Source organism: Pseudarcicella hirudinis (assembly GCF_900115665.1).
Lineage (GTDB): Bacteria > Bacteroidota > Bacteroidia > Cytophagales > Spirosomataceae > Pseudarcicella > Pseudarcicella hirudinis.
Map to the genome: position 1 here is coordinate 23149 of NZ_FOXH01000021.1, position 24502 is coordinate 47650.

Annotated in this window: 19 protein-coding genes; 9 read left to right on the top strand and 10 right to left on the bottom strand. The window is 38.1% G+C overall.

Features of this window, described 5'->3' with window-relative positions:
* The first annotated feature begins 210 nt into the window (after nt 1-210).
* The gene (locus BM179_RS23725) at nt 211-1731 is read left to right on the top strand and encodes a DUF1593 domain-containing protein (RefSeq protein WP_092019668.1); all 1521 of its coding nucleotides are present in this window, start codon (nt 211-213) and stop codon (nt 1729-1731) included.
* Nucleotides 1732-2053: 322 nt separating this feature from the next.
* On the top strand, nt 2054-2392 hold the full coding sequence (locus tag BM179_RS23730; protein ID WP_092019669.1) for a LytR/AlgR family response regulator transcription factor: 339 nt from the start codon (nt 2054-2056) through the stop codon (nt 2390-2392).
* Nucleotides 2393-2530: 138 nt separating this feature from the next.
* On the opposite strand, the gene BM179_RS23735 is transcribed toward BM179_RS23730, so the two are convergent.
* From BM179_RS23735 to BM179_RS23765, 7 genes are all read right to left on the bottom strand, one after another.
* A complete protein-coding gene (locus BM179_RS23735; protein ID WP_092019670.1) occupies nt 2531-2914 on the bottom strand; it encodes a hypothetical protein in 384 nt (127 codons plus the stop codon).
* Nucleotides 2915-2988: 74 nt separating this feature from the next.
* Nucleotides 2989-4767 (bottom strand): hypothetical protein, encoded by a 1779-nt coding sequence (locus BM179_RS23740; protein WP_092019700.1) that lies wholly within the window; start codon nt 4765-4767, stop codon nt 2989-2991.
* A 205-nt stretch (nt 4768-4972) separates the two neighbouring features.
* Entirely contained in the window at nt 4973-5314 is a 342-nt protein-coding gene (locus BM179_RS23745; RefSeq protein WP_092019671.1) for a hypothetical protein, read from the bottom strand.
* Nucleotides 5315-5386: 72 nt separating this feature from the next.
* Nucleotides 5387-6151 (bottom strand): SDR family oxidoreductase, encoded by a 765-nt coding sequence (locus tag BM179_RS23750; RefSeq protein WP_092019672.1) that lies wholly within the window; start codon nt 6149-6151, stop codon nt 5387-5389.
* A 243-nt stretch (nt 6152-6394) separates the two neighbouring features.
* Complete coding sequence (locus BM179_RS23755; protein WP_092019673.1) at nt 6395-7300, bottom strand: helix-turn-helix domain-containing protein; 906 nt, start codon at nt 7298-7300, stop codon at nt 6395-6397.
* A gap of 80 nt (nt 7301-7380) precedes the next feature.
* Nucleotides 7381-9948, bottom strand: coding sequence for a GH116 family glycosyl-hydrolase (locus BM179_RS23760; protein WP_092019674.1), 2568 nt, complete (start codon nt 9946-9948; stop codon nt 7381-7383).
* A gap of 144 nt (nt 9949-10092) precedes the next feature.
* The gene (locus tag BM179_RS23765) at nt 10093-10716 is read right to left on the bottom strand and encodes a hypothetical protein (protein WP_092019675.1); all 624 of its coding nucleotides are present in this window, start codon (nt 10714-10716) and stop codon (nt 10093-10095) included.
* A gap of 314 nt (nt 10717-11030) precedes the next feature.
* Here BM179_RS23765 and BM179_RS23770 point away from each other — a divergent pair, with 314 nt between their 5' ends.
* The 4 genes from BM179_RS23770 (at nt 11031) to BM179_RS23785 (ending at nt 16041) form a co-directional block, all read left to right on the top strand.
* Nucleotides 11031-12206: an exo-beta-N-acetylmuramidase NamZ family protein gene (locus tag BM179_RS23770; protein WP_092019676.1), complete on the top strand. Its 1176-nt coding sequence runs from the start codon at nt 11031-11033 to the stop codon at nt 12204-12206.
* A 118-nt stretch (nt 12207-12324) separates the two neighbouring features.
* The gene (locus BM179_RS23775) at nt 12325-12987 is read left to right on the top strand and encodes a TetR/AcrR family transcriptional regulator (protein ID WP_092019677.1); all 663 of its coding nucleotides are present in this window, start codon (nt 12325-12327) and stop codon (nt 12985-12987) included.
* Nucleotides 12988-12996: 9 nt separating this feature from the next.
* A complete protein-coding gene (locus BM179_RS23780) occupies nt 12997-15105 on the top strand; it encodes a beta-N-acetylhexosaminidase (RefSeq protein ID WP_092019678.1) in 2109 nt (702 codons plus the stop codon).
* A 126-nt stretch (nt 15106-15231) separates the two neighbouring features.
* Nucleotides 15232-16041 (top strand): sugar phosphate isomerase/epimerase family protein, encoded by an 810-nt coding sequence (locus tag BM179_RS23785; protein WP_092019679.1) that lies wholly within the window; start codon nt 15232-15234, stop codon nt 16039-16041.
* Nucleotides 16042-16112: 71 nt separating this feature from the next.
* Here the strand turns inward: BM179_RS23785 and BM179_RS23790 are convergent, their stop codons facing one another.
* Entirely contained in the window at nt 16113-17660 is a 1548-nt protein-coding gene (locus BM179_RS23790; RefSeq protein WP_092019680.1) for a bifunctional metallophosphatase/5'-nucleotidase, read from the bottom strand.
* A 267-nt stretch (nt 17661-17927) separates the two neighbouring features.
* Between BM179_RS23790 and BM179_RS23800 the strand changes: the two genes are divergently transcribed.
* The 3 genes from BM179_RS23800 to BM179_RS23810 all read left to right on the top strand — a co-directional run bounded on the left by BM179_RS23800 (nt 17928) and on the right by BM179_RS23810 (nt 20089).
* On the top strand, nt 17928-18392 hold the full coding sequence (locus BM179_RS23800) for a carboxymuconolactone decarboxylase family protein (protein WP_092019682.1): 465 nt from the start codon (nt 17928-17930) through the stop codon (nt 18390-18392).
* Nucleotides 18393-18464: 72 nt separating this feature from the next.
* Complete coding sequence (locus BM179_RS23805; protein WP_092019683.1) at nt 18465-18803, top strand: YciI family protein; 339 nt, start codon at nt 18465-18467, stop codon at nt 18801-18803.
* Between the two features lie 56 nt (nt 18804-18859).
* Nucleotides 18860-20089 carry an RNA polymerase sigma factor gene (locus tag BM179_RS23810; protein WP_092019684.1) on the top strand — a complete coding sequence of 410 codons (1230 nt, stop codon included), beginning with the start codon at nt 18860-18862 and terminating at the stop codon, nt 20087-20089.
* Between the two features lie 435 nt (nt 20090-20524).
* Here BM179_RS23810 and BM179_RS23815 read toward each other — a convergent pair whose 3' ends face one another.
* On the bottom strand, nt 20525-22834 hold the full coding sequence (locus tag BM179_RS23815; RefSeq protein WP_177219503.1) for a T9SS type B sorting domain-containing protein: 2310 nt from the start codon (nt 22832-22834) through the stop codon (nt 20525-20527).
* A gap of 81 nt (nt 22835-22915) precedes the next feature.
* Nucleotides 22916-24451: a leucine-rich repeat domain-containing protein gene (locus BM179_RS23820; protein WP_092019686.1), complete on the bottom strand. Its 1536-nt coding sequence runs from the start codon at nt 24449-24451 to the stop codon at nt 22916-22918.
* Between the last annotated feature and the right edge of the window lie 51 nt (nt 24452-24502).

The window sequence follows — 24502 nt, forward strand, 5'->3', positions numbered from 1 at the left end:
TTTTGATTCATCAGGGCCTGTGTGATACACGGCCCTTTTTTTGTGCTTTTTATGCACTGTCCGGCATAGAATATTGCCTAATCAAATACTCATAATAATAAAAATAAATCGAAAATCTTCGAAAGAAATCTTCTATATTCAGCTCCGAATCATAAATAAAACCAACTCATTCTTTCTTTAATACATCTTTTACCCAACGAATCATAAAAAATGAAGAAAAAGATACTTATTACTCTTTTCATTTGTGCACTTTCTGTTCTAAAAAGCTATCAGTATTGTCAGGCGCAACGGGTTATTCCTACGTCTAAAAGCCGGACGATTGTTACTACAGACGGAGAATTAGATGATGTAGATTCATTCATAAGAATGTTACTTTATGCCAACGAATTCAAATTAGAAGGTCTCGTGTACAGCAGTTCCCAATGGCATTACAAAGGAGATGGTAAAGGAACCAAATTCACCTCCGAAATGGAAAGTACTGCAAAAAGGTACGGAAGCAGAACTGAACTGAGATGGCCTGGTACAACCTGGATTCAGGAATTGCTTGATGAATATCAAAAAGTTCAGCCTAGTTTGTTAAAACATGATAAAGGTTATCCTTCTGCCAATGATTTAAGAAAACTGGTAAAAGTAGGGAATATTGACTTCGAAGGAGAAATGGCAAAAAATACCGATGGCTCAGAATGGATAAAAAATATCCTGCTGGATAAAAACCCGGAACCTGTATACCTTCAAATCTGGGGAGGAACCAATACCGTAGCAAGAGCCCTGAAATCAATTGAGGAAACGTACAGAAACAAAGGTAACTGGTCTGAAATTTATAAGAAAGTCTCAAAAAAAGCCATTATCTACACTGTTCTGGATCAGGATGCTACTTACAAAAAATATATCGAGCCTAATTGGCCTGATATCAGGATTTTCTATAATTCAGACCAGTTCTGGTGTCTTGCGTATCCATGGAGCCGGGTGGTACCGGCAGAACTTCAATCGTACTTAAGAGGCGATTTTATGGCAAAAAATATTATTCAGAATCATGGGCCTTTATTGTCTAAATATTATTCGTGGGGAGACGGACAAAAAATAGCAAATGATGAGGAACACACACATGGGAATCCGGAAGAAATGAAAAAATACAATATGACTCCATATGATTTTATTTCTGAAGGAGACTCTCCTGCATATTTTCAATTATTGGATGTGGGTTTAAGGAGTAAGAACAATCCGGAATACGGAGGCTGGGGTGGCAGAATGGTACAGTCCAAAGTAAACCCTAAGCGTTGGGAAGATGGAAAAAATATCACTGATTATAATCCATACACCAAAAAACAAGATGCTTCTTATCCTCAGACTCGCTGGATAGAAGCTCTTCAGCTGGATTTTGCCGCCAGAGCAGCATGGTGTGTTAAACCATATAACCAGGCAAATCATGCGCCTGAAATATCTGTAAAGGAAGGAACTGCACTTTCAGTAAAACCAGGAAAACAGATTGAAATTAATGCCATGGCATCAGATCCGGACAAGAATCAGGTGAATTTTAATTTCTGGCAATATAAGGAGGCCGGGACTTGCCCGGAAAATGTAATTATTGAGCAAAAGACTAATGAGAAAGCCCTGATTCAGGTTCCGGCTAATGCTCAAAAGGGACAAACTATTCATGTTATTGTGGAAGGAAAAGATAATGGAACACCATCACTTATTCGCTATCAAAGGGTTATTTTAAAGATTTCCTAAAAATTGAGACCATATCCATTTCCATATTTAAATTTTAAAACCCTTCGCCTGGTTATTAAGGCGAAGGGTTTTTTCTTTGGGTAAAACCAAAATATTTTATCAACTAAATTCCATTGAATCTGTTAAATTTCAACAAAATAATCTTCCCTGATTAATCCATTCAACTTCCTTTCAGTCAAAGGGTTAACATTTATCAATCAGACATTGCACTTTCCTTCCTAACCACCCTCATCGTCTGCTTTCAAATTTGTAATGCTTAAAAATGGTGACTCTTTGTATTTAGTCCGTCTAACTATTCTAACTCATAATGAAATAATCCTAAATGAAAACTTCTGAAAACCCTTTAACCATTACGCTTAATTATAGAAATAATCTTAATGTAGATCTCGAGAATCTGGTTTACTTACAGGCAGATTCCAATTATACCAGATTGTATCTCCAGGATGGAAGTCGTAAGGTATCTGCTAAAACATTAAAGCATTTCTATGCTCAGCTGTTAGATCACGGCTTTCTGAGAATCCACCGTTCACTGGTTATTAATCCTCAATATATTAAGCATTTAAATACTTACAATCATTGCGTTGAGCTAACTAACGGTTTGCATCTCAGTATTTCCCGAAGAAAAAGGAAGGTGTTCCGAATGACAAAAGAAGAAGTATAAACCAGCATTACAATCAAAAGTCTTCGGGGATTCCCGAAGACTTTCTTTTTTTAGCAAAATTGGTTTTATATAATTTTAAATTTTGATTATTTCTCAGCCAAACAAGTATTAAACTTCGATTTATACAATTTCACTCATCTAACCCGTTTTTTCCTCTTCATAAGCAAGTCTCATAAAATCAATCACTTCTGCATTGATATCTTCAGGATAATACATCCGGAAATGATGGTTGAATTGCTTATCATCTCCGGGAACCTGTGCAATTTTCAGAAAACAAAGATTATCTTCATAAGCTTGTTTAAATGGAAATACCACATGAATAAAATTCTTTCCTAATTGGGTAATCCATGCAATACGTTTATGTTCGTTAACCACGCCGATCATGGTTTTAGCGGGATGCAGGGTAATTTTTCCGACTTTACAGTACTCTTGCACAAAATGCCTGAACAATAGCAAAGTATGCTCTGTTTTTCCGTGCAGAAAAGAGGCAAGTTCTCCATCATTTAAAGGATCTGTCAGCATAAATTTTATCTGTTTATACTAAATTATGGATTTCCTGCCTATCTTTTCAACTTCAGGTCATATTTTCTCAGGACTTAATTTGAGGCAAATTCTTTTTGCCAGTTGCCACTGTAATACGCTTTTTCGATACGCTGTATCAGACTTTGATTTCCCTGACGTTTAGCAATGTCTAGCAAATCATTGTACAGATAAAACTGCAGCCAGTAGCCATCATGGTATTTTTGACGGGTTGACTTCGGGCTCATCAGCAAGGCATACCATTGGCTGTTAATTCCATAGCTTTTTGCTACCTTCAGGGCTTGCTGAGATCTTTCCCAAAGATTATTCGCAATCTTTTCTTCAATCGTTTTGACCATATTGTAATTCAAATCAGCGCTTTGAATAATCGGAGCCTGATCTGAAAGACCCAATTCGGAAATTGAAATTGTTTTGTCAACCACTTTATCTCCGTTGAGATCATAGGTAATCTGATCGAAAAAGCCATTATTGTCCGTATCGAAATAGCCGATTAACGGAGCAGTTTCCGGACTGTTTGTCTGGCGACCTGGTCCGTAACCGTCATAAATTCCACCCATTGCCTGAAATGATTTTGCATTCTGGTCAATTCTCCAATAGCCTTTTTCCGCACCGTAAAGATGTAATTTTCCATCCAGCGGGCTAATGTATAATTTTCCCCCGCCTGAATTATCAAGATCCCATTCGCCTCTGTCTCCGGCCGGATCAGCCTGATTATTATCATCCAGTCCACCTTTCTTAGCTCCCATCAGATACGGATCTTTAGGTTCATATAATTCCACCCGCTCCCACCGCTGACAATCATCGTCTTCATCATAAGTAAACCAGACCTGTGCCCATTTACCCTCTTTAAAAATCAAATCCCAGGCAGATTCATGATCCGGATACAACAATTCAGAAAGCTGTCTGTAACGAGGATCCATAAATAAAGTATCCGCAGCGGGTAAACCCCTTAAGTTTTTAAAAGTATGCTTCTGTTTGGTATAATCAAATCCTTCACCCCGAAAATTCAGGGTCCAATCGTAATCAAATTCATTTCCGGGTCTGCTATCATTATCTGCATCAAAAGTTACCGCAGCATAACTGATTTTTCCTGTAAGATTGGTTTTGAAAGCATCATCAGCTTTATTTGCTCTGGGTGTATCCAAAAAGCGGATGGCATGCTCAGACAAACCATCTTTATCGGGATCATAAAACAAGAAAGGATTTTCCCAGTTTAGTCTGGCATCATTCATTTTTTCCGGAGAAGTATGAATTTTCAGGAACAAAGTCTTCCCGTGGTAATCCTCATAAAAATCAGAAGCTCCGTCGTGAATCCATCCTCTCAGAGTAAAATTGCTCCAATCTATATAATTAAGTACATTATCATGATCTAAATCCAGTGAAATCATCACATGACCCGGCCCCCAGGGTTTATTTTTGTCTTCCTCTCTGGCATATTCTGTAAGAATCTGCATGTCTCCTTTTCCGTCATTGTCGGTATCATTCCAATCTACAATTAAATCATCATAACTGCCATATTTCCCGTCATTGTTCCGGTCAACCATCAGGCAATCATTATCAATATCTCCTTCAATATCCGTTATCTTCATATCATCGTCATCATCAATCCACTGAACAGAATAGCCGTTTGAAGTCTTATAACGCATCAGATCGGGATCACCATCTTTGTCAAGGTCAATAAATTCCGCTTTATCCCCGATTTTAACAGGAAATAACCTGAGCGGGTTAAGTAAAGTACCGGACTGCCAATACAAAGACTGCTGTGACTGCGCATTTAAAACCGCACAGCAGAACAGATAAGTAAAAAGGAATGAGTAAAGTTTTATTTTTTTCATATTTAATAAGTTAATTTCCTCATCAAAATTCATCCTTTCAACACGATGTCCTGAAAGACAAAATTTCAATGATTCCAGCGTATATTATGATTAAGATAATATCTCTTAAACCCATTAAATATAACAATTTACTCATTATCAGAATTGATTCTGATAATTAATCAGGACAGACCCTCTTTCAGCATTTTATCTGTAATTTATAGTGCTATTTCTCCAGCGGATGCCTGAGATAAATCATAATTAAAGGAATCAGCAGAAAAGGGACTTCTATCAAAGCTTCTTTAAGGTTCCTGTCTTTTAAATGAAAACCCATTATCAGCAATATAATAGTACAATTGATTAAATTACCTGAGAAAAATGTCTGAGGAAACAAAATAAATAATCCGCTGGCAATCGTCAGCACACCAATAACAATCTGAATTATTTTACTGAAATTCCACTGGATAAACATATTAGTTTCTCCGGGTTTTATTGTCAAAATTTCCCAGCCATGTTTTAAGCTAAAAAAGACTGTCAGTAAAATCAGAATTGCGCTTATTATTTTCATGTTGAATACGTTTAATTTAAAAAGGGCAAGTTAGAATTTTATTCTATCCCTGCCCTGAAAAAAAGCTGTAATTTACAGGTTCATACCACCTGATACCTCTATACGCTGAGCATTGATCCATTTTGCATCCTCAGTACACAAAAAGGCAACAACTCCTCCGATATCATCCGGAAGGCCAACACGACCTAACGCAGTGACATCTGATACATATTTATTGTAATGCGGATTATCCCGAACGACTCCTCCGCCAAAATCTGTTTCAATTGCTCCGGGAGCAATTACATTTACAGCAATTCCTCTTGCACCAAGCTCTTTTGCCTGATATCGGGATAATACTTCTATGGCACCTTTCATTGAAGCATAAGCCGAATATCCGGGAGCAGCAAAACGGGCTAATCCCGTAGAAAGATTAATGATACGGCCACCATCATTAATGAGGGACAACGCTTTCTGGGTCATGAAATACACTCCTTTAAAGTGAATATTCATCAAAAGATCAAACTGTTCTTCACTTGTTTCTGCAAACGGAGCATTATGTCCGATTCCTGCATTGTTTATCAGAAAGTCAAAACGATCTGTATCAAATGTACTGTTCAATGCAGATGTCACCTGATTAAAAAACGCATCAAAACTATTAATTTCTCCTGTATTTAACTGCAAAGCAACTGCTTTTTGTCCAGCTGCCTCTATCTCTTTCACTACTGCCAATGCCTCTTCCTGCTGGCTGTTATAAGTCAGAATTACATCTATACCTTTTTTTGCAAGGCTCAATGCCATATTTTTACCTAGTCCTCGACTTCCTCCTGTTACCAAAGCTATTTTACTGTTAGCTGCCATCTTGTTATTTTCTTTGTTAGAATTGTTGAATAAATACCTTAAAATCCGGAATTATCTTAAAAGGAGTTTTCCGTTTCAAATCTTAGCGGTAATGACGTAAAAGAAGGTAACGAAAGGCTGGCAATTCATACCTTTTTACAATCATCATTTCCCCCTGATTTTGATGTTGTAAAGGTATGGCAGAATAAAGAAAGGCTGTTTGCAAACATCAATCCATTGTTTGCAAAATTCAAATATACTGTTTTATGATCGAAAAACGATGGGAGCAAAACCCGTCTGTTTTCTGAAAAAATTAGAGAAATGGGCAACCTGTTCAAAACCCAGACAATAGGCAATCTCAGAAATGTTCCAATCGGTTTGTTTTAAAAGAATTTTCGCTTCCTGAATAATCCTGCTGCTGATCAGATCGGTTGTCGTTTTACCTGTATTTTCTTTCAGTACTTTGTTAAGATGGTTAACATGTACAGACAAACGATCAGCATAATCTTTGGCTGTGCGAAGAGATAATTTCTGATGCGGAGACTCAATCGGGAACTGCCTCTCCAACAGCTCGATAAACAAAGAAGAAACCCTGGCGGCAGCATGATGTGCAGGATACAAGGCAGTTGCGGGCTGTAATTTTTGTCCGTAATGAATCAATTCCATCACATAATAACGTAAAAGGTCATATTTGAACACATAATCAGAACTCATTTCCTTGTACATCTTCCTGAAAATGACAGTAATTTCTTCCGCTTCTTCATCTGAAAGCTGAAAGATAGGATGTCCTCCAGGCTGGAAAATGGGAAGATCTCCCAGAATTGCACCACTTTTATGCTGGATTAAAAAGTCATCCGTGAAAATGCAGAAGTATCCGAACTGCTTATCATCCTGAGGCAACCAATGATAAGGTATTTTGGGTGTAGCAAACAATAGGGCATTTTTTTCAATGTCAATCACTTTATCAGCATACTCCGCTTTATTTCTTCCGCTGACGAGGCTGATTTTATAATATGCCCTGCGATTATAAGGCATCGCAGGCTTTTTCTTAACCTGAGCAATTAACTCGTCCAGTTTAAATACATTAAAATGGCCGATTTCTTTGTTAATTCCTTCCGGAAGAAGCGCGGAGGTATCCTTATAAAACTCCTCAAGTGTTGTTATATGCATAAGCTGATTTGCAAAATACAAATATACATACTTAAATAGCAACTCCAATATTTTCCCGGAACGACCCTGTTTTCAGCTTTTTAAAATCTTACTTTCAAAGTACTGTTTGCAGACAAAGTCTGAGGATTCAGCTTTCTGGTTCCAAGACCCCTGATTGAAAAAGAGCTCAGTTTCAGTTCTCCGGAAAGAACTGACAAGGTTATATCTTTTCCTTTAATATCGCATTTTCCCCAGGCGTATCCATTACTCCAGAAATAAGTCCCTTCTTTGTTATCGAAGGTCATACTATTATCGATGCCGGAATATTCAAATCCGGATAATGCCAAAACAGCCGCCCAACTTGCCATTGCTCTTCCGTAATGTCTTCCGCATTCCGGCTCATCAAAAGGATTCCTTTTAAGTCCGTCAAATCTGTCACGTATCGATTCAATACATTTTAATCCGTTTTTTGTCTGACCTTCATACAACATTCCCGTTGCAGCCACATATTCAAATCCGGTCATTACTTCTGCAAAATATGGAAAAGGAACCTTTAAACGTCCTTTTGGCCAGCTCGCCATAATTAAACCGGATTCATTTCCCATTACATACGACCGCATATTATTGAATAACGGGGAAAAATCGCTCACATAATTATATTTCATAATTGTTTTAAGGGCAGTCTGAATATTCTCTTTTTTTGCCAGATATCCCAGTCCGCAAATATGTGCCATATACTGACCGACCAGCTGGTCAACCAGACAGCCCTCTCCCAGCTGATACATGGGTTCAGAAAGATTGGCTGAGCCCATACCTACAATAAGTCCTTTCGCAATATAAGTATCTGCTGCAGGTGGAATTATCTTCTGAATATAATATTCCTTATTAAAGAGGTTCTGATCGGTCCATTCACTTCCTGATTTAAACAAACTTCCGCATTTTTCTTCAAAAGTCTTATCCTGTAAATACCTGGCCATTTCCTGACCTGCACGAAGTGCGCCCAAATACCAGAATTCCATTTGAGGATTTGGTCCATAGTATTCAACGTCCATGGTATTATGCTGACAACCATCCATTACGCCATCCCCATCAGCATCCCATCCGCCTTTTATCCAGGCAAATGCCAATGCCTTTTTTACCTGAGTCCAGTTCTTTTGCAGAAATTTTTCATCTCCGGAAAGCTTCCAATCCCGGTAAAACTTCATAATACAGCCCATTTGCCCATCAGCAGCAGCCATACCTGTCGGCCTGGCTTTTCCTAAGGGTAACCTGGTTCTGAAACTCATTAAACCGGTACTGTCAGTAGAATAATTAAACTCTACATCACGCATAGTTCTGGACAAATTACCAAACAGGAACGGAATGGCCTGCTCATAATTCCAAACGTGGGTACACGATCCCTCACAAGAGCCAATTTCGTCCATAATACCTTCCCAAGCCATCAAATGGCCACTTTTCACCCTAAAAACAGTTTGGGAGCGAAGGGTGCTTAAATTAAATAAAGCAGCTTCTTTAACCGCTACCGGAAGACTCGATTGCAGAAAAGTCTTCACAAAAGTTCTGGTTTGTTTTTCAAGCTGAGGAATCTCCGGAATAATTTTCTGTGCCGCTTCCCAGGCATCAGTATAATGATTACTGTAATAATTGCCGACAACTTCTTTCGACCAGGCGTATCGATTCGGGAAGTTCCAGGTAATGAAGAACCTGAAAACCTGTGTTGAATGAGGAGCAATTGTTTTTTTCACCGCCAATGACGCAAGCGGATCATTATCGTAAAGTCGGGCTTTGTCGGTAAGTTCACCATCTTCACTAAAATCATCCCACAAATCTAAAGTGGCTTTCGACCAGCTGTTATCTAAGGAGGAGCGTCTAAAACTCACTCCTGACTTCTCTGTGGTAGCCAAAGCAATTGAACCATATGCTTCATCACTTTTTTTAATACTGTCTGAGTACATGAAAATGCCTTTTATTCCATCATTTTCACGGTAAACGTTCTGGTTATTTTTCGCACCATCAAACAGAATATCTCCTTTCCAGTCTTTATGATTTCTGCTTCCGTTCTGCCCTACAAAATTCCTCATATTTCCGCAAACAGAAACCGAAACAGCCTGATTGGAGGTATTTGTCACTTCATAGTACAATACTGCAACCGGAAGACTGCTCTTATCTTCATTACCAGGTATAAATGGATTAAAGCCTTTGATTTTTACTTTCACAGGCAAATTAGCATCTGAAAGATTTACCATTCCAAAAGGATAAGCCGCATCAAAACTGGCTTCTGCAAACCGGGGAAATCCATGATGATTGACAGGTCTTCCTTCATAATGGTTATATTCAGTAGGGTATGCAGGCCCCATGAGAGCTTTCGTTACCGGTTTTTTATGGTTTTCCTTTACATAAATTGCAAAAAACGGTGCATCATTTCCTTTGGTTATCCCGCTAAAACCAATTGCAGGTTTATTCATGATTTCCCAGTCACGCAGTTCTCCGCGTCCTCCGAGAGATACCGTTCCTGTACCTATTCCTCCGAGCGGCAAAGCTACATTGAGAAGATGATCTTTATCATAATGCTTTAAAACCGGAAATGGAGCTTCCTGGGCAAAAATATCTAAACTTACAAACAGAAATATCTGCAAGCATAATAAGGAAACAGATTTTAAACAGTGCATATCTGAGCGGAGTTATTATAAAAATGATTTACGACAATCAGGTATAATTTGACCTGACGCAATATTATCACAAAATCTGAAAACTCAATTCTCCCCTGACCTGTCTGAACCTTCACATTTGCTCTTACTCCATTTCCGCAAATCTTATAAAAGCCCTTTTGCCATATTCAACACCCCTCCTAATGAACTCCTTACCGCTGGTTCTGCAGTGGCACCTCCTGTATTCAGAAGGCTCACATTACTTAAAGCTGTACTGATTAACGAACCTGCTCCGGCAGAAGCACTGTTATCTCCGATTAATGATAAGCCTCCTTTAATCAAATTAAGGTTCCCGGTTAATGCAGCAGCCTTGCCTAATAAGCTATTTCCTCCCAGCAGAGAACTGATTTGATTAGCACCCAAAGCCATTTTCACTAATCCGACTGCTTTTTGCAAAACGCCTCCTGATAAGGCCCCGCTTTGCGCAAGCGGAATCAGACTTTTCAGATTGCTGACTTGCCCGAGTAGCTTGGATTTAAAATCTCCGGTTCCGCCTGAAGCAGTTTTGTCAAGAGATTCTACACTTTTTGACAATGCCTGAACAGTGGCGGCCTTATCACCTGAAGTATTTGCGCTGATGGCCTTGTCCAGCAGCATCGAGGTTGAGTCTGCAGTACTTTCTGCCTTTTGATCAGTTGCGGGTACAGCAATAGATTTAGGAAATTGAGCCAGGCCTGTCATTGAAATAAACAATAAAGAACCGAGCATAAAGGTTTTTGAGCTTTTCATATGTAGTAAATTTAAATAATGTAGTAAAATAAGGTGATTCTCAAGGCTAAATAAAGCCCTGTTAATATAAAGACTAGTTAGAAAATTTCAGGTTAAAATACAATATTTTTCCTGTTGAAACCTCAGAATCAGACACTTCCAGATTCTAAAAAATTTAGATGATCTTTATATCATTTTGGTTTAATTCTAAAACACAAATTTCCCGATTGTCCGAAAAGGGTGGTTATACGATAAAATTCTGAGGAATTAATAGTATTGTTCTTCTCACAAACTTTCTAAATTGCAATTTTGCCCTCATTATATTTTATTGCAGCATGATTTTACAATTCGGAATTGATCAGTTAATAGCGTCCCCGGAAAAGTTAGCGGGAAAAAAAGTGGGGTTAATCACCAATGATGCCGCAAAAACCAGTAATTTACAACCTGGTCGAAAAGCTTTGGCAGAAGCAGGAATAGGATTGGTTTTATTGTTTTCTCCCGAACATGGTTTGGAGGCTACGGGAAAAGACGGAGCCTCCATGCCAGACAGTACTGATCCTTTAACAAATCTGCCTGTTATAAGTATTTACGGGCAACAGATAAAACCGGATATTGGCCTTCTCCAAACCCTCGACGTATTACTCTTTGACCTGCCCGATATCGGAAGCCGCTTTTATACTTATATCTGGACACTCTCATATGTCATGGAAAGTTGTGCCGAGGCCAATCTTCCCTTAATCATCCTTGATCGCCCGAATCCCATTAGCGGTAATCTGACTCTAAGCGAGGGTCCGATGCTCGATGAAGAACGATTCAGTTCATTTATAGGCAGATGGAATATTCCGATAAGACATAGTCTGACCGTCGGAGAACTGGCCTTGTTCTGGAAAGCAACTAAATTCATCGATGCAGATCTGACCATTATTCCAGTAAAAGGCTGGAAAAGAGCGCAGTTTTACCATGAATTAAATGTTACTTTTGTTCCAACCTCTCCTGCTATTTCAAATGCTGAAACTGCTTTAATCTATCCCGGAACCTGTCTGTTTGAAGGCATTAACATTTCGGAAGGAAGAGGTACAAATTCACCCTTCAAATGTATCGGAGCACCCTGGATGCAGGCCGGAAAGCTGGCAGAAGCAATTAAAACATTATCTCTCAACGGTCTTGCCGTTCAGCCCGTAACATTTATTCCGGCAGAAGGAGAATATGAAAATCAGCGCTGTGAAGGAGTCGAATTGTTCATTACTGATTATCAAACCTTCAGGCCTGTTGAAACCGGTCTGACAATCATGGCAGTGATCCGGGAAATGTATCCTGAAAATTTCCAATGGGCAGCATACCCCACCAATGTCAATAAAACAGGGAGTGGTCATTTCGATTTATTAATGGGTCAGGATTATGTCAGGAAGGTATTTGAACAAAATCCGGAACAGTTCAGGCAAGAGATTAAAAAGTTTACTGATGTTTCTGACTGGAATGACCGTGTCAGAGATTTTCTTTTGTACGATTAAAAATCTGTTTGCAAAACTTAGTTTAACCCAATCACCTAAAGCTAAGCAATTGACTTTTAGCTGATAAAATAAATATGGAAAATTTTTGAGATGAAATATTTTCCACTACCTTTGAGGCATGGAAAATTTAAATGTGAAAATATTTTCCATGCTTTATTTTATGAGAGAGAATATTGTCAGTAGTTCATTGCAGCAATTTCTGATTCATGGAATCAGAAAAATGACAATTCAGCAGATTATCCACCCTTTAGGACTTTCTACAAAGACCGTCTATAAACATTTTGCCAATAAAGAAGCCTTATTGGAAGAATGCCTGATACTTCATTACAGCGGCATGTTTCTGAAAATGAAAGACCTTGAGATGAATTATTCCAGTCCGCTCCTCCTCCTTTTTCAACTCCATATCAAAGGCATAGAACTCGATTTCAAAGTAAATCCTGTGTTTTACTACGACCTCAATCACTATTATCCGGATTTACAGGATAACGTAATGCGTAGCGGTGCACAGGAAGCTCAGCATTTTATGGTTAATATCATTGAGAAGGGAAAGAATCAGCATTATATCCGTTCAGAGATTTCAACAACTGTAATACTGGAAACACTCGGACTTTTATATCGTTCTTTAACCAGGACAAACACTTTTGATAAATTTAATGTCTCAGTATTTGAGTTAGCTGAAAACACGCTTGGTGTATACCTGAGAGGTATCTGCACAGAAAAGGGTCTGATTGAAATAAATAACCATAAAAACTTAACGACATTTAACGAAAACAAAACATAATTTCTTCCTATGAAAAAAATCATATTCACGCTGTTTGTGCTAAGCAGTGCTGTTACGCTGCATGCCCAGACTAATCCTGAAATTACCCTTTTGCCTGTTCCTAAAAGCATTTCCCTGCAAGGAGGAACTTTCACGTTGAAATCAGACTTCAAAGTATCGGTGAAAGCGAATCAGACAGACAGTATTTTATACCAGGCAGTTAACAGGGCTTTTCAAACCTTAAACCGTCGCACAAATCTTTATTTCGAACAACAGCGGATTACGTATAAAGACAGTAGTGACAACAGCACATTTATCATTCGGGTTAAGCAGAAAGCTTCTGTGACACTTAATCAGGATGAATCCTATCAGCTGAAAATTACCGGAAAAGACATCAGTCTGAATGCTGTTACGACAACCGGAGCATTGAGAGGTCTGGAAACCTTTTTGCAATTGCTGCAAAGCAATGCTTCAGGATTCTCTTTACCGCAGCTTACTATTGAAGATGCTCCGCGTTTTGTCTGGCGTGGCTTAATGATTGATGTAGCCAGACATTTTATTCCACTGGATGTTGTCAAAAGAAATATTGATGCCATGGCAGCTGTAAAAATGAATATCCTGCATTTGCATCTTTCAGATGATGAAGGTTTCAGGGTCGAATCCAAAATATTTCCGGAACTGCATAAAAAAGGATCATACGGTGAGTATTATACGCAAGCTCAGATCAGGGAACTAGTGGCTTATGCCAGACAAAGAGGTATCATTGTTGTACCGGAGTTTGATATGCCCGGACATACCACAGGCTTTCTGGCAGCTTATCCTCAGCTTGCCAGTGCTCCGGGGCCTTATGAACCGGGGCCGCGTTTTAAAAGATCCGGAAAAAAACTGGGATTAATGGATATTATGACATTAATCCAAACCACTCCGACACCGGCGTTTGATCCTTCAAAAGAATCTACTTATACTTTCCTTGATAAATTTATCGGGGAAATGGCCAATCTGTTCCCTGCACCGTACCTTCATATTGGTGCGGATGAAAACAATGGTGTTTCCTGGAAAAATAACCCGGAAATCGTTGCTTTCATGAAGAAAAATAAATTGGAAGATACACATGCGCTCCAGGCATATTTTGTAAAAAGAGTCAGTCAGATTTTACAAAAACACCATAAACAAACTGCTGGCTGGGAAGAATTATTATCCAAAGATTTATCGAAAAACGTAATTGTACAGGTTTGGAGCGATTCCTCTTATCTGAGAAAAGCGATTAAACAAGGCAATCCTGTCATTATTTCAAAAGGTTTTTATCTTGATCTTTTCATGCCGGCATCAGTACATTACAATAATGGTTTAATACCATCTTCAGCTCCTTCAAATATTCTTGGCGGAGAAGCAGCTTTGTGGGCAGAAGCAGTAGATAAAGACAATATGGAAACCCGTGCCTGGCCAAGAACTGCTGCCATTGCAGAAAGACTCTGGTCACCATCTTCTGTCAAAGATTCTGAAGATCTTTATCTGAGATTATTTTCAGTAAGCAACCAATTGGATGAAATCGGTTTACAGCATCGGAGTAATTATGAAAGAGGTCTACGTCGTCTGACCGGTGGGGAAGATATTATTCCGCTTAAAACTCTTACAGATGTGTTGACTCCTATTAAAGGCTACAAGAAATTATTTGCGAAAATGACGGCTCCATTGAGTCATACCTATCAAACAGCTCCCCTAACAAGGGTTTCTGACATTGTTTTTGTAGATTCTGAAATAAAAAGATCTTTCCGGAGAACGATAGGTAATTATCTTAACCATAAAGAGGCAAACGCTTTGCAAATCCTTCAGGAGCAACTCGCACAATGGAAGGAAAATTATCCGCATCTTGAAGCCTTAATTAATCGCCATGCTATGGGTAATGAAGTGGCAGTACATGCTAAAAACTTATATGAAGCAGCCCAAATCGGACTGGAAATACTTGCTAAACTCAAAACAAACGAAACGCTTTCCCCGGAATGGATCAAACAAAAACAGGAAGCCTTAAACAGTCTGAAAAAGGCTGACGGAGAAGTTGAGTTAGCTATTATTCCTGAAATTGAAGCGCTATTGAACCAGAAACTGGCTCCGGAACCTTTAGACTATCCGCTTTTTTAAGTAAAGGTCTGATACCCCCGATGAAATTCACCGGGGGTATATTTCCGGGATTTCCCCCTGCTCCGGAAAGAAATTAAATTCATTCTGAGTAATGGAAAAATGATCGGTTTCCTATAATTTTAGCGCATGAATATTAAATTTTATGCTCCTCATTGGGGGAATACGCTGTCTTTCGATAGTTTCTGTCAGAATGTAAAATCGGCCGGCTATAATGGGGTTGAAATGGACTTACCTTTTGAATCCTCAGAAAAACAGGCCATTCTCGAAACTTTGCAAAAACATGACCTCGAACTGATCGGTCAGTATTGGCAGTCGTTTGAGTCCGACCTGGAAGAGCATGCCGGAAATTATGAAAAATACCTCAGAAACCTGATAGAGGCCAAACCGGTTTTTATCAATTGTCAAACGGGGAAAGATTACTTTAGTTTTGAACAAAACAAAAAGCTTTTTGACCTTGCGGCCCAACTTTCAGAGGAATCAGGCATTAAGATTATCCATGAAACTCATAGAGGGAAAAGCCTTTTTGCTGCACATATTACGCAAAATTATCTGCATAATATACCGGACTTGCGCATTACCTTAGATATCTCTCATTGGTGTAATGTTCATGAGTCACTGCTCGCCGACCAGCAGGCAGCAGTGGGTCTGGCAATCAGCCATACTGATCATATTCATAGCAGAATAGGGCATCCTGAAGGTCCCCAGGTTAATGATCCCCGTGCACCGGAATGGGCGGAAGTTTTGCAGACGCACCTTAACTGGTGGGATCAAATTGTTCGGATTCATCAGAAAAATGACACAGTTCTTACCATTACCACAGAATTCGGTCCGGCTGATTATATGCCTAAATTGCCCTATACCCAAATGCCTGTAGCGAATCAATGGGACATTAATGTACATATGATGAATTTACTAAAAGAACGATACGGGGTTTGAGAGGAGATTTCACAAAATGTCCCTGCCTGAATTTATAAATCCGGGCAAGGACATTTTTTTGTATTTCAAATTTATTTTTTCTTAAGATAGGCTATCAAAACTTTTCTGATGTCATTTCTTAAATCGCCGGAATCTTTTTCTTCCGACTCAACCAGTCCCTGTACATCCGGATTCTGAGCAGTGAGGTAGCCGAAATTAGTTTCCTTACCTTCAATCAAAAACTTAGGCATCATTACCTTATAATCCTGATTTACGTCCAGCAGTTTTCCGTCAATAAACCATTGCTTACCTGCTTCTTTATAGGAGATTTTATCCCATTGCAGAAATCCGCCGTTTCCTTTATTTTGTAATCCTGTCTCAAGAATTCTTTCCAATAACCTGCCTTTCATGCCAACTTCAACAATTTTTCCGCCAAAAGGCAATATGCGCATAATATCCAGCTGAGTTATTTTTCCGACAAGCTGGTCATCAATCCGAACCGAACCGCTATTAAAAATGCTGCAGTCAACAGGTTTAACTGCTGCCGCAGTCATTGCCCTGGCAATGAGGTCACCCAGGTTTGTATGTCCGTTTCTCATCGTACTTTCACGCCCGTCTAAAGGCGTTTCAATTTCTGTCACCACGTCATCTTTATCCATTCCGGCCTGTTTTAAAGCATTATCCAGAATATCTTCCCATTTCTTAACCACCACCGCAACAGTTTCATCTTCTTTGATCCCGGCGGTAACTTTACGGAGTTCACTGTTAATTTCAAGTTCTTTGGTTTGTGTATTAAAGGAAAGGCGATGAATATATACCGTTTTGGCATTGGCATCTGCCTTTGCGATAATAGTATTCCCTACTTTCTGAATCATATGATCGTGGTCGTGCCCGCCCAAAAGCAATTTTACTTCCGGTAACATCTCAGCTAACCTGGCATCATCTGCCTTATTGATATGTGTTATGGCTATCACAAAATCGCACTGAGGTTTCAGCATTTCATAAGCCTTTTTTGAGGATTCGAAAAAGTCATCATACCACACGAAATCTTTCTTGTTTGAAGGCAATACGATCGAAAACATTCCCATTTTCACTTCCTTTCCGGTAGCATTTCTGAAGGTAAGAAGAGTGGTTTTAGGAAAAGGTTTCTCTTCACCGCTGAGGTTTTTAGCAAAAGGTGACAAAGTACCATTCTTATTATGCAAAACATTAGAAGCCAGCCAGTTGAACTGAGACTCGTTAATTCTTTTCTGTAAATCGGCTTCGTCTATATCAAATTCATGATTTCCCAGTCCTACCCAGTCAAAACCAATGGCATTCATAACTTCTACCATTTGCCTGCCTTTAATGCCCTTTCCTTCATATTTAAAAGTTCCTATAAGCGAAGGATTCAGAAAATCTCCTGAAAGAACCGTAAGCGTATTCGGGTTTTCCTGAAGCAGTTCCTTCTTAATCGTTGCAACCCTGGCCATACCTCCTGTTTTCCCCCCTTCCAGCGGAGCAATTTCATAGACATCATTTAGCTGTAACAAAGTAATATTGACCGTATTTTCAGCTTTTTTAACAGAGGTAGTCTGAGAGGTTTTGCATGAAAAGAGAAAATATACAGAGAAAGAAAGCAGTAAGATTATTTTTTTCATTTTACCGAAGGTATAAGGGTGTGTTATAACAAGTGTTTGGTTCAGCTAATTAAACATTTTACCTGCAAATAAGCACATTATTACCCGAAATACATTCTGACACCTCCATAATTTTTCACCTCTGATTAATCCATTATCACTTTTATCAGACCATTTCCTGTGAGAATTATAAATTTTCTGAAAAAAAAATTCCGGTGCTGTCCAATTTCTCTTTCTTCGATCATTATTGAGGTGTAATTCAATCATTAAGTAAAACAATTAAACAAAATGAGACAAAGAATTAATGCTTTCGAAAAAGGCCAGGGAGCCTTAAAAGCAATGTACGGTTTAGGAATATATCTGGCAAAATCGTCTATTGAACAGCCCCTTTTAAACCTGATTTATTTCAGGGTCTCCCAAATTAACGGATGTGCTTATTGCCTTGATATGCACTCAAAAGATTTGCGTGCGAAAGGAGAAACAGAACAACGTCTGCATGTTTTGAATGCCTGGCGTGAAGCGTCGTTTTACACCGGGCGTGAACGTGCTGCTCTGGCATGGGCCGAAGCTGTTACCAGCATCAAAGAAGGTAACGTCCCGGACGAAATATACAGAGAAGCCATCAATCAATTTTCCGAAGAAGAATTAATTGATCTGACACTTGCTGTTATTACCATCAATAGTTACAATAGAATCAATATTGCATTCCGGACAACAGCTGGCTCCTACAAAGCAGGCGAGTATGCTGTTTAAGGAAATTTGCATAAAACTTTAGGAAAAAAATAAGGTAATTTTTACATTCAACCATCATTAAACAAACATACAATGAAAGATTTCATGTTATTATTCAGACAACCAAATTATGATTATACCAACACCTCACGTGAAGAAATGCAGGCAATCGGTAAAAAATGGCAGGACTGGGTCGGAGGTATCGCAGCACAAGGTAAATTAGTCAGCCATGGTCCTCGTCTGGCATTGGAAGGCAAAGTATTAAAAGCCGGCGGTGTAATTACAGACGGTCCTTTCGTGGAAATCAGAGAAATGTTAGGCAGTTTTATTCTGGTAAAAGCCGACAGTCTGGAAGACGCTACTACCTTAGCGCATGGTTGTCCGGCAATAGATGCGGATGGCAGTGTTGAAATCCGTCCGCTTTTCGGATAAAATGATATCACAGCATAAAACCCACTCTATTGTAAGGGTGGGTTCTACTATAACTTATGGAAAAAGAATCTCTAAAACATTTATTCCAGCAGGAGTTTTCTAAAATGGTTGCTGTTATCAGCAAATCATTTGGACTACAGCACATTGAAATAGCTGAAGACATTGTCAGTGAGACCTTTTTACAGGCAACTGAAACCTGGGAAACAAAGGGGCTTCCTCAGCATCCTACGGCATGGCTCTATGCCGTTGCCAGACAGAAAACGCTGTATTATTTCAGAAGAAACAAAATTCTGGAAACCAAAATAATCCCGGAATTAACAATAATGCAGGAAAAAGACCAGGAGGCACAAATACTGAATTTTTCCGATGAAAATATTAAGGATAGCCAATTGCAAATGCTTTTTGCGATATGTACACCCGCAATTGCCAGTGAGGCCCAGATCGGGTTAGCACTCCGAATTCTTTGTGGTTTCGGAATTGATGAAATAGCCGAAGCATTTTTGTCAAACAAAGAGACTATTAACAAGAGACTTTTCAGGGCTAAAGAAAAGCTGAGAACAGAAAAAGTACAACTGGAACTTCCCTCAGAAAATGAGATAGCGAATCGGCTCGACAATGTACTGCATGTTATTTATCTGCTTTTCAGTGAAGGATATTATTCTAAAACTCAAAATCAGATTCTGCGAAAAGATTTATGTATAGAAGCCATGAGACTGGCTTTGATGCTGACAGAATATGGAAGAACAAACCTTCCTAAAACGAATGCATTAATGGCACTTATGTGTTTCCATGCTTCCCGTTTCAGTGCCAGACAAACAGTGGAAAATACGGTAATTCTGTATGAACATCAAAATACTGAATTATGGGATAAAGCTCTCATTAATCAAGGTTTATATTTTCTCAACCTTTCTGCTCAAGGAAATGAAATCAGTTCGTATCATCTCGAAGCAAAAATTGCTTACGGACATTGCCAGAAAGAAGATACTCCGGCTAAGTGGGAAGAAATACTGCAATTGTATAATCAGTTATTACTGATAAACTATTCTCCGGTTGTGGCTCTTAACAGAACTTTTGCCCTGTACAAAGCCAATGGAAGAGAAGTCGCTGTGATCGAAGCAGAAAAGTTAAAATTAGAAAACAATCATTTCTACTTCATATTACTGGCGGAGCTTTACAAAAACGTTGACTATGAAAAAGTAAAACGCTATTTGCATAAAGCTCATTCTTTAGCCAAAACACAAACTGAAAAACAAGGAATTCAGGAGGAATTGGACAAGCTTGGTTAGGATGTCTTTCATCCTAGTTCAGGCATTTCTGTTTTTGCTTTTTGAGAGCAGAAAAGGAAATGAGATAAATTTATGATTCTCTAACTACCGACAATACTCTAACCAACAATCTGATATACAAAAAGCCATATCATCACTCTTTAAGTCCTTCTTACTCACATGTCTATCGTATTAAAGTAACCTTTATGAACAGAATAAAATGTACTCCTAAGTAAAGTTTTATATTCTTAGCTTTTCTTGAATGAGATTATAGAGAAAATGAAAAAGTGATTATTTTAGAAGGAAAATATAGTTGCAAAAAGTTAGCTTAGCTAGGATAGATATATCATTAAAAATTCAAATTGCTCAATTATCGAACTTTAGGAACAAATATAGTTTCTACACAAGCTTGATTTTCCGAGTATAAGGCAAAGTAACAAAAGAGAATTAACGTCTTCAATAAATCACAGAAAGATTCCCGCGATAAATATTATCGGAAGTTATAATCTGATATACATAGGCTCCAACTGGTACTCTTAAGCCGTTATAAGTTCCATCCCATGCCTTTGCATAACCATGGGAATAGAATATGGTTTCACCCCAACGATCAAAGATCGTTATCTCAGCATCCGGAAATATGTCGATATTGGTTATTTCCCATGAATCATTAATATGATCATCATTGGGAGTAAACGCATCCGGCAGATAAAGTACAGTCGAAACATAAACTTTCGTAGTATCATTTATAATACATCCTAAAGGCGAGGTTACTTTTAATAAATAGATTTGTCCGATACTTAGGGTAGCTTCCGGAATCTGTATTTTATCATTATCAAGACCTGTACCTGGATACCAATAAAAAGATAAATCACCCCTATTCGCTTTGTTACTTAATTTAAAAGGCCTATCCTTAGTGGCTAAAAATCTTTTTGGTAAATCAAGCACGATCTCCTTATCTACAACAATTTCTCTATCCTTTGTACCAAAACACCCATTATTACCTTTTACTTTATAAGTTACAGGATGACTACCTGCGCCAGCTATTGATGGAACAAAATAATCGTTGAAAACACCAGCTCCTATAAAAGTTCCACCCTGAGGATTTCCATTTAATTTAACCCGATCAGCATTTATACCACAAATAACCTCAGGCTGATCAAAGTCAACAGTTGGACTTGGCCTTTCAGCAATATCTATCTCCTGTCGGGTAGATTTACACCCATTGACATCTGTTACTTCTACTCCAAATCGCCCCTTCTTTTGATATGTAATTTTCTCACTTCTTTCATTGGCAAGTACCTGATTATTAAGATACCACTGATAAGTATCGGATTTCGTCGGTGGACTCAATAAGGCAGATCCGAGAATTACCTCATCTTCTTTACAGACTTCCAGCGAAGATGAGGTAATAGAAAGCCGGGGATTCTCATACATTATTACCTGCGAAACATCCTTTCTCAAACAATTATATCTTGCATCATGTACATGGACTTCATAATCTCCCGGAGTACTTACTACAAGATTTGAACTTGTTTGGTTAACAAGCAATTGATTGTTATGTAGCCATTCATAAGTATTTCCTATACTATCTTTTACTGAAATCTGAATATTTTTCCCCTCACAAAAGGCAAGAGGTTTGGGAGATATTTTGATAACAGGTAAAATAGCATCTGATATTTTACTTTCTGCGGACAATGCCCTTTTGGCACATTTATTTTTAAATGTGGCTACAACTGTATAGATCCCAGTATTTTCTGCTCTGAAACTCGAAGTATTAGCTCCGGAAATATTATCACCATTTAAACGCCACTGATAATTAAGTGTTGGATCAGGAGGAGTAATTCCTAAATCATAAGTTGTACCCGGGCATCCGGCCAAATCGTGTAAAGGTTGATTAAGATAGGTAATTTCAGGGTTTTGAGGTTTCTCATTCAGGCAATCTATTACAGCCAGTTGAAAGTCCCGTCGGGCTGAACTGATTTTTTCTCCTTTCCGATATTCTTCTACCAAAACAGAGAATACAAAAAAGCCTCTTTGATTAGTAGTTACTTTTATTTCTCCTGTACTGATATTTATGTTTAAAGGTTGCGGACCTGGAATTGCAGTGGAAGCAGAGAATCCTGGTTGCCAGTCAATAAGAGGAATATTATCAAAGTCGATCAAAGTATAAATACTTCCATATGGCATTTGTTCGGATGAAAATCCACGATACGGTGTTACCAGAGAATAACGTAATTCATCTCCATCAGGATCAATGGCACCCATATTCATTTTAAAAGAATCTCCGATACAGATAAAATCTCCGTTGGGTGTTTTAAAGTCAGGTGTACTATTTATAAATTCATTACCATCTTTATCAAAAAAAGGTTTAGTTTCTAAATAGAACAACATTCCCACGAATAAACTACTTGTAATCTTTATGTTATTGGTTGCATTATTTCTGCAACAACGCTCCCACATAAACACATAACCTCCATCTTCATTAAAACTGTCTGGCATTACACCCTGACCAATATATCTGAATTCGGAAGCATTAAAATTATACATTCGCTGACAAGCTTCATTAGCATAAGTCAATCCTTTAATAACCTTTAAATCAAGAGGCACACTCAATAAAAAAGTCCCGTCAGATTTTCGATAAACTCTTAAATAAATGAGAGATTCAAATTCACTGTTCTGTGCTTCAGTATTATCAATAAATGCAGTTAGCGTAAACTCATAGGTTCCTTTCGCTCCTAAATGCTTCATTGTAATATCTCCCCCCATAATGTGTTTAGCATTACACACCTGAGAAAAGAATAATAAAAAAAATAATATAAAGTTATAAGAATACAACCTCATGATCTGTTACAATCCAAATGATTTAATAAGTGCTCTTGTCTGGCCTGAAGGCAATAGTGTTCCTTTTAAATTATCCTGCAATTTCGCTATTCCTATTTTATCCAGAAACTTAGTGTCGAACTGAAAACTTCGAAGGTTTTGTAAATTGGAAAAACTGTCAGGTAAGCCTTTGATTGGATTTTCAAGCAATTCTAAAGAGTGAAGATTTTTCAACTTTCCAATACTCTCGGGTAAAACATCTAGTTTATTATTCCAAAGTTTTAAATCCTTCAAGGACTCCATCCTTCCTAAACTCTCAGGTAATTTTGTTAAACTATTGGCCTGAAGATTAAGGTTTTGAAGATTCTTTAAATTCCCTAGGGATTCTGGTAATTTTTGAAGCTTGTTGTCCGGTAATTCCAGATTCTTTAATTCAGTTAGATTTCCAAACTCTACCGGCAATTTACTAAGCTGATTTGAAGATAAATCTAAGCCTCTTAAATTTTTTAAATCACCAAATCCTTTACCAAGCTCTTTTAGCTGATTATTACCAAGAGTAAAATTTTCTAATTTTTTTAATCCTCCAATACTTTCAGGTAAGGTTGAAAGTTGGTTTCTTGCCAGAGTAAGGCTTTTCAAATTCAATAAGTTCCCGAAGCTTTCAGGTAAATCCCCAATAAGATTTTCACTTAACCGGAGACTCTTAAGTGCTTCGAGTTGCCCGATACTTGCAGGTATTTCTTTTAAATTGCAGGCATGCAACTCCAACACTTTTAGCTGTTTTAAATCCCCTATTTCTGAAGGCAATTGTTTCAAAGGATTTAAACTACTATTAAGTTCTTTTAATTGTGAAAGTTTTCCAATAGAAGCGGGTAAAGCTGTAAGTTGATTATTAGCTAAACTCAGTTTTTGTAATGATTTTAGTTCGCCTATTTGTGCTGGTAATTCTTTCAGATAGCCATTACTTAAAGAAAGGTCCTGAAGGTTCTTAAATTTATCTAAATCCTTAGGCATTTCAGTAAGGTTAGACAATGCCAACCGATATACCTTCCCGGGATTTTTATATGCTTCTTTCAGATCCGTATAAACGGGTAACTGACTTAATTCTTTTTCTCCGAAAGAGAGATTCGGTATTTGATTATCCTTTAAATACAAATCTTTTTCTCTAAACGCATTCAGTAAATTACCAGGAATAGTTGTAAGCTTATTGTTTGATAAGTTTAATGAAGATAATGAATCTAACATTCCTATATTCAGAGTCGTAATATCAGTAATCTGGTTATTAGCCAGATTCAGCTCTTTGAGTACAGGAAGATTTGTTATCCCCTCTGGAATACTGTTCAGATTACAATTGCTCAGATCTAAGGATTTCAGATTTTTAAATTGCTCCTTCTTTTTCAGGAAAAGTTTAATATCATCCGGCTTTAATTTCAGGCGTGTGATTTCTTCAGGGTTTTTCAACGCCTCTTTTAAACTAAGACTATAATCTATATTATTTACCTGAGAAAACCCCTGTACATCATAGAAAACAGTAAAAATAAGCAGGTATAGTAGTTTCTTCATTTTCTTTAGCTTTACTTAATAATTGAGCTATTATAGATAACCCCTTTACAA